This window comes from Streptomyces longispororuber (assembly GCF_024448165.1).
Classification (GTDB): domain Bacteria; phylum Actinomycetota; class Actinomycetes; order Streptomycetales; family Streptomycetaceae; genus Streptomyces; species Streptomyces longispororuber_A.
In genome coordinates this window covers 41,781-48,000 of sequence record NZ_JAMOLN010000051.1, presented here as the reverse complement: position 1 = coordinate 48,000, position 6,220 = coordinate 41,781, and the positions used below count along the sequence as shown (strand labels likewise).

The window sequence follows — 6,220 nt, the reverse complement described above, 5'->3', positions numbered from 1 at the left end:
GACCGGGAGGTGACCTGACCATGCACGTCCTCGTGGTGCACAACCGCTACTCATCGGCGCAGCCGAGCGGGGAGAACCGCGTCGTCGACCAGGAAGTGGGGCTGCTGCGCGCGGCCGGACACCGGGTCGAGACGTTCGAGCGGCGCAGCGACGACATCGCCGGAAAGTCCCTGCGCGGCAAGGCCGCGGTGCCGCTCCTGGTGCCCTGGAACCCTGCCGTACGCAAGGAGCTCACCGTCCGGCTGCGCGCCGAGCGGCCGGACGTGGTGCACATCCACAACGTCTTCCCGCTGCTGTCGCCCGCGGTCCTCGCCGCCTGCGCCGACGCGGGCGTGCCCGCCGTCGCCACGCTGCACAACTACACGCAGGTCTGCCCGCCCGGCACCCTGCACCGGGACGGCCGGGCCTGCACCGAGTGCGTCGGATCGGTGGCGTCGCTGCCCGCCGTCCGGCACGGCTGCTACCGCAACTCCCGTCTGGCGACGGTGCCGCTCGCGGTCAGCCTGACGGCCAACCGGCGGCGGTGGTGGTCCGGCGTCGCACGGTTCTTCTGCATCTCCGCGGCGCAGCGCGACGTCCTGGTGCGCTCCGGCATGCCGGCCGAGCGGCTGACCGTGAAGCACAACTTCGTCCCGGAGCCGGAATCACGGCGGGCGGGCACCGGCGAGCAGGTGCTGTTCCTGGGGCGGCTCGCGGAGGCCAAGGGGATGCGGCTGCTGATGGCCGCGTGGGACGAGATCGCCGCGGGCGGCGGCGTCGGCGTGCCGCTCGTGCTGGCCGGCGCCGGACCCATGGAGCCGGAGGTGTCCGCCTGGGCGGCCGGCCGCGACGACGTGCGCTACGTCGGCCTGCTGACACCGGACCAGGTCCGGCAGGCCGTCGCCCGGTCGGTCGCGGTCGTGGCGCCCTCGATGGCCATGGAGACGTTCGGCCTGGTCGTCGCGGAGGCGATGGCGGCGGGGGTACCGGCCGTGGCCGCCGGACACGGCGCCTTCGTCGAACTCGTCGAGGACGGACTGACCGGACTGCTGCACCGGCCGGGCGACACCGCGTCACTGGTGTCCTGCCTGCGCCGGATCACGGCCGACCCGGCCCGCAACGAGGAGATGGGCCGGGCGGCCAGGAGCCGCTACGAACAGCGCTTCAGCCCGGCCGTGGGGTTGGAGCGCCTGGTGGACGAGTACCGCACCGCCATCGCGGGGCGGACCGAAAAAATGGGGGACAGTAGATGACACGATGCCGACTCTGCGGCTCGGAAGCCATGGCCAGCGTCGTCGATCTCGGGGCGACGCCACCGTGCGAGAGCTTCCTCGCCGCGGACCGACTCGACCAGCCGGAACCGGCGTACCCGCTCCACCTGCGGGTCTGCACGGACTGCTGGCTGGCGCAGATCCCGCCGCTGATCACGCCCGAGGACACGTTCAGCGAGTACGCGTACTTCTCCTCCTTCTCGACGTCCTGGGTCGAGCACGCGCGCACCTTCGTCGCCGACGCGGCCACCAAGGTGGGGCTGGGACCCGAATCCTTCGTGGTCGAGGTCGCCAGCAACGACGGGTACCTGCTGAAGCACGTGGTGGACCGGGGGATCCGCTGCCTGGGCGTCGAACCGTCGGTGAACGTCGGCGCCGCGGCCCGGGAGGCGGGCGTGCCCACGCTCACCGCGTTCCTGAGCCCGGACACCGGCTCGGCCGTCCGCGCCGAGCACGGCCCGGCCGACCTGGTCGTCGCCAACAACGTGTACGCGCACATCCCCGACGTCGTCGGCTTCACGAAGGGCCTGCGCGCCCTGGTCGCCGACGACGGCTGGGTCTCCATCGAGGTGCAGCACCTGCTGACGCTGATCGAGGAGAACCAGTACGACACGATCTACCACGAGCACTTCCAGTACTACACGGTCGCCGCCGCGATCCGGGCCCTCGCCAGCGGCGGACTCGCCCTCGTGGACGTCGAGTTGCTGCCCACGCACGGCGGCTCCATCCGGCTCTGGGCCCGGCCCGCCGAGGCGGCCGGCGAGCCGACCGAGCGGGTGGCCGACGTGCTGGCCCGGGAGAAGGCCGCAGGACTGCAGGAACTGTCCGGGTACACCGAGTTCTCCGCCCGGGTCGCCAAGGTGCGCCGCGACCTCCTCGCCTTCCTCATCACCGCCGCCGAGGAAGGCAAGTCGGTCGTCGGCTACGGCGCCCCCGGCAAGGGCAACACGCTGCTCAACCACTGCGGCATCCGGCCCGACCTGCTCGCGTACACCGTCGACCGCAACCCCTACAAGCACGGCAGGTTCACCCCGGGCACCCGCATCCCGATCCTGCCGCCCGAGCAGATCGAGACCGACCGGCCGGACTACGTCCTCGTCCTGCCGTGGAACCTGCGGACCGAACTGGTCGAGCAGCTCTCCTACGTGCACGAGTGGGGTGGCCGGCTCGTCTTCCCCATCCCGGAACTGAGCATCGTCGAGGCCACGCCGGTGAAAGAGGTAACAGCATGAAGGTCGTCCTGTTCTGCGGCGGTTACGGGATGCGCATGCGCAACGGAACCTCCGACGACGTGCCCAAGCCGATGGCGATGGTCGGCCCCAGGCCGCTGATCTGGCACGTCATGCGCTACTACGCGCACTTCGGGCACAAGGAGTTCATCCTGTGCCTCGGCTACGGCGCCCACCACATCAAGAACTTCTTCCTCACCTACGAGGAGACGACGTCCAACGACTTCGTGCTGCGCGGCGGGCGGACCGAACTGCTCTCCACCGACATAGCCGACTGGACGATCACGTTCGCGCAGACCGGCATCGAGTCACCGATCGGTGAGCGGCTGCGCCGGGTCCGCCACCACCTGGACGGCGACGAGATGTTCCTCGCCAACTACGCCGACGTGCTGACCGACGCCCCGCTGCCGCAGATGATCGACTCCTTCGCCGGGCGGGACGCCGGCGCGTCGATGATGGTGGTGCCGCCGCAGTCCTCGTTCCACTGCGTGGACCTCGGCGAGGACGGTCTGGTGGGCGGCATCACCGCGGTGAGCGACATGCCGCTGTGGGAGAACGGCGGCTACTTCGTGCTCCGCCAGGAAGTCTTCGACCACATACCGGAGAACGGCGACCTGGTCGCCGACGGCTGCGCCCAACTCGCCAAGCAGGGACGGCTCGTGGCCCACCAGCACCGCGGCTTCTGGAAGCCGACCGACACGGTGAAGGAGCGCGCCGCCCTCGACGACGCCTACGCCAGGGGCGACCGCCCGTGGGCCGTGTGGGAACGCGCCGCCGCCGTCGCGGGGTCCGCGTGATCCGGCTCGGGGCCGGCCCCCTGGACCGGATCGTCGCGGTGGGCGCGCACTGCGACGACATCGCCATCGGCGCGGGCGGCACCCTGCTCGCGATCTGCCGCGCGCGGCCGGGAATCCGGGTCGACGCCCTCGTGCTCTCCGGCGGCGGCACCGACCGCGAACAGGAGGAGCAGGCCGCGCTCGCCGCGTTCTGCCCGGACGCCGACCTGCGCCTGACCGTGCTCAAACTGCCGGACGGCCGGCTGCCCGCCCACTGGGAGGAGGCCAAGGCCGCCGTCGAGGAACTGCGCGAGCGGACCGACCCCGACCTGGTCCTGGCCCCGCGCACCGACGACGCGCACCAGGACCACCGCGGCCTGGCCCGGCTGATCCCCACCGCGTTCCGCGACCACCTCGTCCTCGGCTACGAGATCGTCAAGTGGGACGGCGACCTCGGCCGCCCGTCCGCGTACCAGCCGCTGACCCCGGAGCTCGCCGAGCAGAAGGTCAGGCTGCTGCAGGAGCACTACCCCTCGCAGCGGCACCGGCCCTGGTACGACCGCGAGGCCTTCCTCGGCCTCGCCCGCATCCGCGGCATCGAATGCCACGCCCGCTACGCCGAGGCGTTCGCCGCCACCAAACTCACGCTCGACCTGGGGGACTGAACCTTGCGCGTACTGCTCACCGGACACCAGGGCTACCTGGGCACCGTGATGGCCCCGGTCCTCACGGCCGCCGGGCACGAGGTCGTCGGTCTCGACGCCGGCCTGTTCGCCGACTGTGTCCTCGGCCCGACGCCCGCGGACCCGCCCGGGCAGCGGGTCGACCTGCGCGACGTCACGGCCGAGCACGTGGCCGGGGTGGACGCCGTGATCCACCTGGCCGCGCTCTCCAACGACCCGCTGGGATCGCTCGCCCCTGAACTCACCTACGACATCAACCACCACGCGTCCGTCCGACTGGCCCGACTGGCCCGCGACGCCGGGGTGACCCGCTTCCTGTACGCGTCCACCTGCTCGGTGTACGGCGCCGCCGGCGGTGACGAACTGGTCGCCGAGGACGCCCCGTTGCGCCCCGTCACGCCGTACGCGGAGTCCAAGGTGCGCGTCGAGGACGACCTGCACGCCCTGGCCGACGACGACTTCACGCCGGTGTACATGCGCAACGCCACCGCCTTCGGCCACTCGCCACGGCTGCGCGCCGACATCGTGCTGAACAACCTGGTGGGCCACGCCCTGCTGTCCGGCGAGGTCCTCGTCCTCTCCGACGGCACGCCGTGGCGCCCGCTGGTGCACGCCGCCGACATCGCCCGCGCCTTCACGGCCGCGCTGACCGCGCCCCGCGAGGCCGTGCACGACCGGGCCTTCAACATCGGCAGCGAGGTCAACAACGTCACCGTCGCCGAGATCGCCGAACAGGTAGCCGAGGCGGTGTCCGGCGCGAAGGTGCGGATCACCGGGGAGAACGGCGCCGACCCGCGCTCGTACCGGGTCGACTTCGCCCGCTTCCGCGCCGCGATCCCCGGCTTCGACTGCGAGTGGACGGTCAAGCGGGGCGCACTCGAACTCGCCGAGGCATACCAGAAGTTCGGGCTGACCAAGAAGGACTTCGAGCAACGCTTCACCCGCCTCGCCGTGCTCCGCGCGGCGTCCGACGCGGGCGCCGTCGACGACACCCTGCGGTGGCGCCGATGACAGCGGTCGGCGAGGAGATGCACGCACTGGTGCGGCGGCTGTACCCGCTGTGCCGGAGCATCACCGGCGACGGGGTGCGCGCCACCCTGGACATCGTCGGCGAGTACCTGCCGTTGCGGACGCACGAGGTACCGACCGGGACCCAGGTGCTCGACTGGACGGTGCCGCAGGAGTGGAACATCCGCGACGCCTACGTCGCCGACGCCACCGGCCGACGCGTCGTCGACTTCGCCGCGTCCAGCCTGCACGTGCTCGGCTACAGCGTGCCGGTGGCGACGAAAATGCCGCTCACCGAACTCCGCGCCCATCTGCACACCCTGCCCGACCACCCGAACTGGGTGCCGTACCGCACCAGTTACTACAAACCGGAGTGGGGCTTCTGCCTCGCCCAGGAGACCCTCGACGCGCTGCCGGACGGCGAGTACGAGGTACGGATCGACTCCACGCTCGCCGACGGCCACCTCACCTACGCCGAGCACGTGATCCCCGGCCAGGTCCCCGACGAGGTGATCGTCTCCTGCCACGTCTGCCACCCGTCGCTGGCCAACGACAACCTGGCCGGCATCGCCGTGGCGACGTACCTGGCCCGGGCGCTCGCCGAGCGATCGCCCTACTACACCTACCGGTTCATCTTCGCGCCCGGCACCATCGGCGCGATCACCTGGCTGGCCCGCAACGCGGACCGGATCGAGCAGGTCAAGCACGGCCTCGTGCTGGCCTGCGCGGGCGACCGCGGCTCGCTCACCTACAAACAGAGCAGACGCGGCGACGCGGAGATCGACCGGGTGCTGCGGCACGTGCTCACCACGTCCGAACGCCCCCATCGCGTCGACGAGTTCACCCCGTACGGCTACGACGAGCGGCAGTACTGCTCGCCCGGGTTCGACCTCGGCGTGGGCTCGCTCAGCCGCACCCCGTACGCGGGCTACCCCGAGTACCACACCTCGGCCGACAACCCGGACTTCGTCTCGCCCGATGCGATGGCCGACACCCTCGCGGTGTGCCGCGAGGCGTTCGACGTCCTCGACCGCAACCGCAGCTACGTCAACCTCAGCCCCTACGGCGAACCACAGCTGGGACGGCGCGGGTTGTACGAGGCGCTCGGCGGGCGCAGCGACACCCAGCAGGCCCAGATGGCCATGCTCTGGGTGCTCAGCCTCTCCGACGGCGAGCACAGCCTGCTCGACGTCGCCGAGCGGTCGGGGCTGCCGTTCGACACCGTCGCGGGCGCGGCCGACGCCCTGCACGGCGCTGGGCTGATCAAGGCATGA

The 6,220-nt window shown here is 71.6% G+C and carries 6 protein-coding genes; all 6 read left to right on the top strand.

The features are described 5' to 3' along the window. Positions 1 to 20 precede the first annotated feature (20 nt). The 6 genes from M4J07_RS17005 to M4J07_RS16980 are packed head-to-tail and all read left to right on the top strand — an operon-like array spanning position 21 to position 6,220. Entirely contained in the window at positions 21 to 1,232 is a 1,212-nt protein-coding gene (locus tag M4J07_RS17005) for a glycosyltransferase (RefSeq protein WP_255972731.1), read from the top strand. Further along, complete coding sequence (locus M4J07_RS17000) at positions 1,229 to 2,482, top strand: class I SAM-dependent methyltransferase (RefSeq protein ID WP_255972725.1); 1,254 nt, start codon at positions 1,229 to 1,231, stop codon at positions 2,480 to 2,482. Before M4J07_RS17005 ends, M4J07_RS17000 begins: the two co-directional genes overlap by 4 nt. Next, positions 2,479 to 3,276 carry a glucose-1-phosphate cytidylyltransferase gene (locus M4J07_RS16995; protein WP_255972724.1) on the top strand — a complete coding sequence of 266 codons (798 nt, stop codon included), beginning with the start codon at positions 2,479 to 2,481 and terminating at the stop codon, positions 3,274 to 3,276. Before M4J07_RS17000 ends, M4J07_RS16995 begins: the two co-directional genes overlap by 4 nt. Further along, the gene (locus M4J07_RS16990; RefSeq protein ID WP_255972723.1) at positions 3,273 to 3,920 is read left to right on the top strand and encodes a PIG-L deacetylase family protein; all 648 of its coding nucleotides are present in this window, start codon (positions 3,273 to 3,275) and stop codon (positions 3,918 to 3,920) included. Before M4J07_RS16995 ends, M4J07_RS16990 begins: the two co-directional genes overlap by 4 nt. Positions 3,921 to 3,923: 3 nt before the next feature. Continuing rightward, positions 3,924 to 4,949 carry an NAD-dependent epimerase/dehydratase family protein gene (locus tag M4J07_RS16985; RefSeq protein ID WP_255972722.1) on the top strand — a complete coding sequence of 342 codons (1,026 nt, stop codon included), beginning with the start codon at positions 3,924 to 3,926 and terminating at the stop codon, positions 4,947 to 4,949. After that, complete coding sequence (locus M4J07_RS16980) at positions 4,937 to 6,220, top strand: DUF4910 domain-containing protein (protein ID WP_255972720.1); 1,284 nt, start codon at positions 4,937 to 4,939, stop codon at positions 6,218 to 6,220. The genes M4J07_RS16985 and M4J07_RS16980 overlap by 13 nt, the downstream gene beginning before the upstream one ends.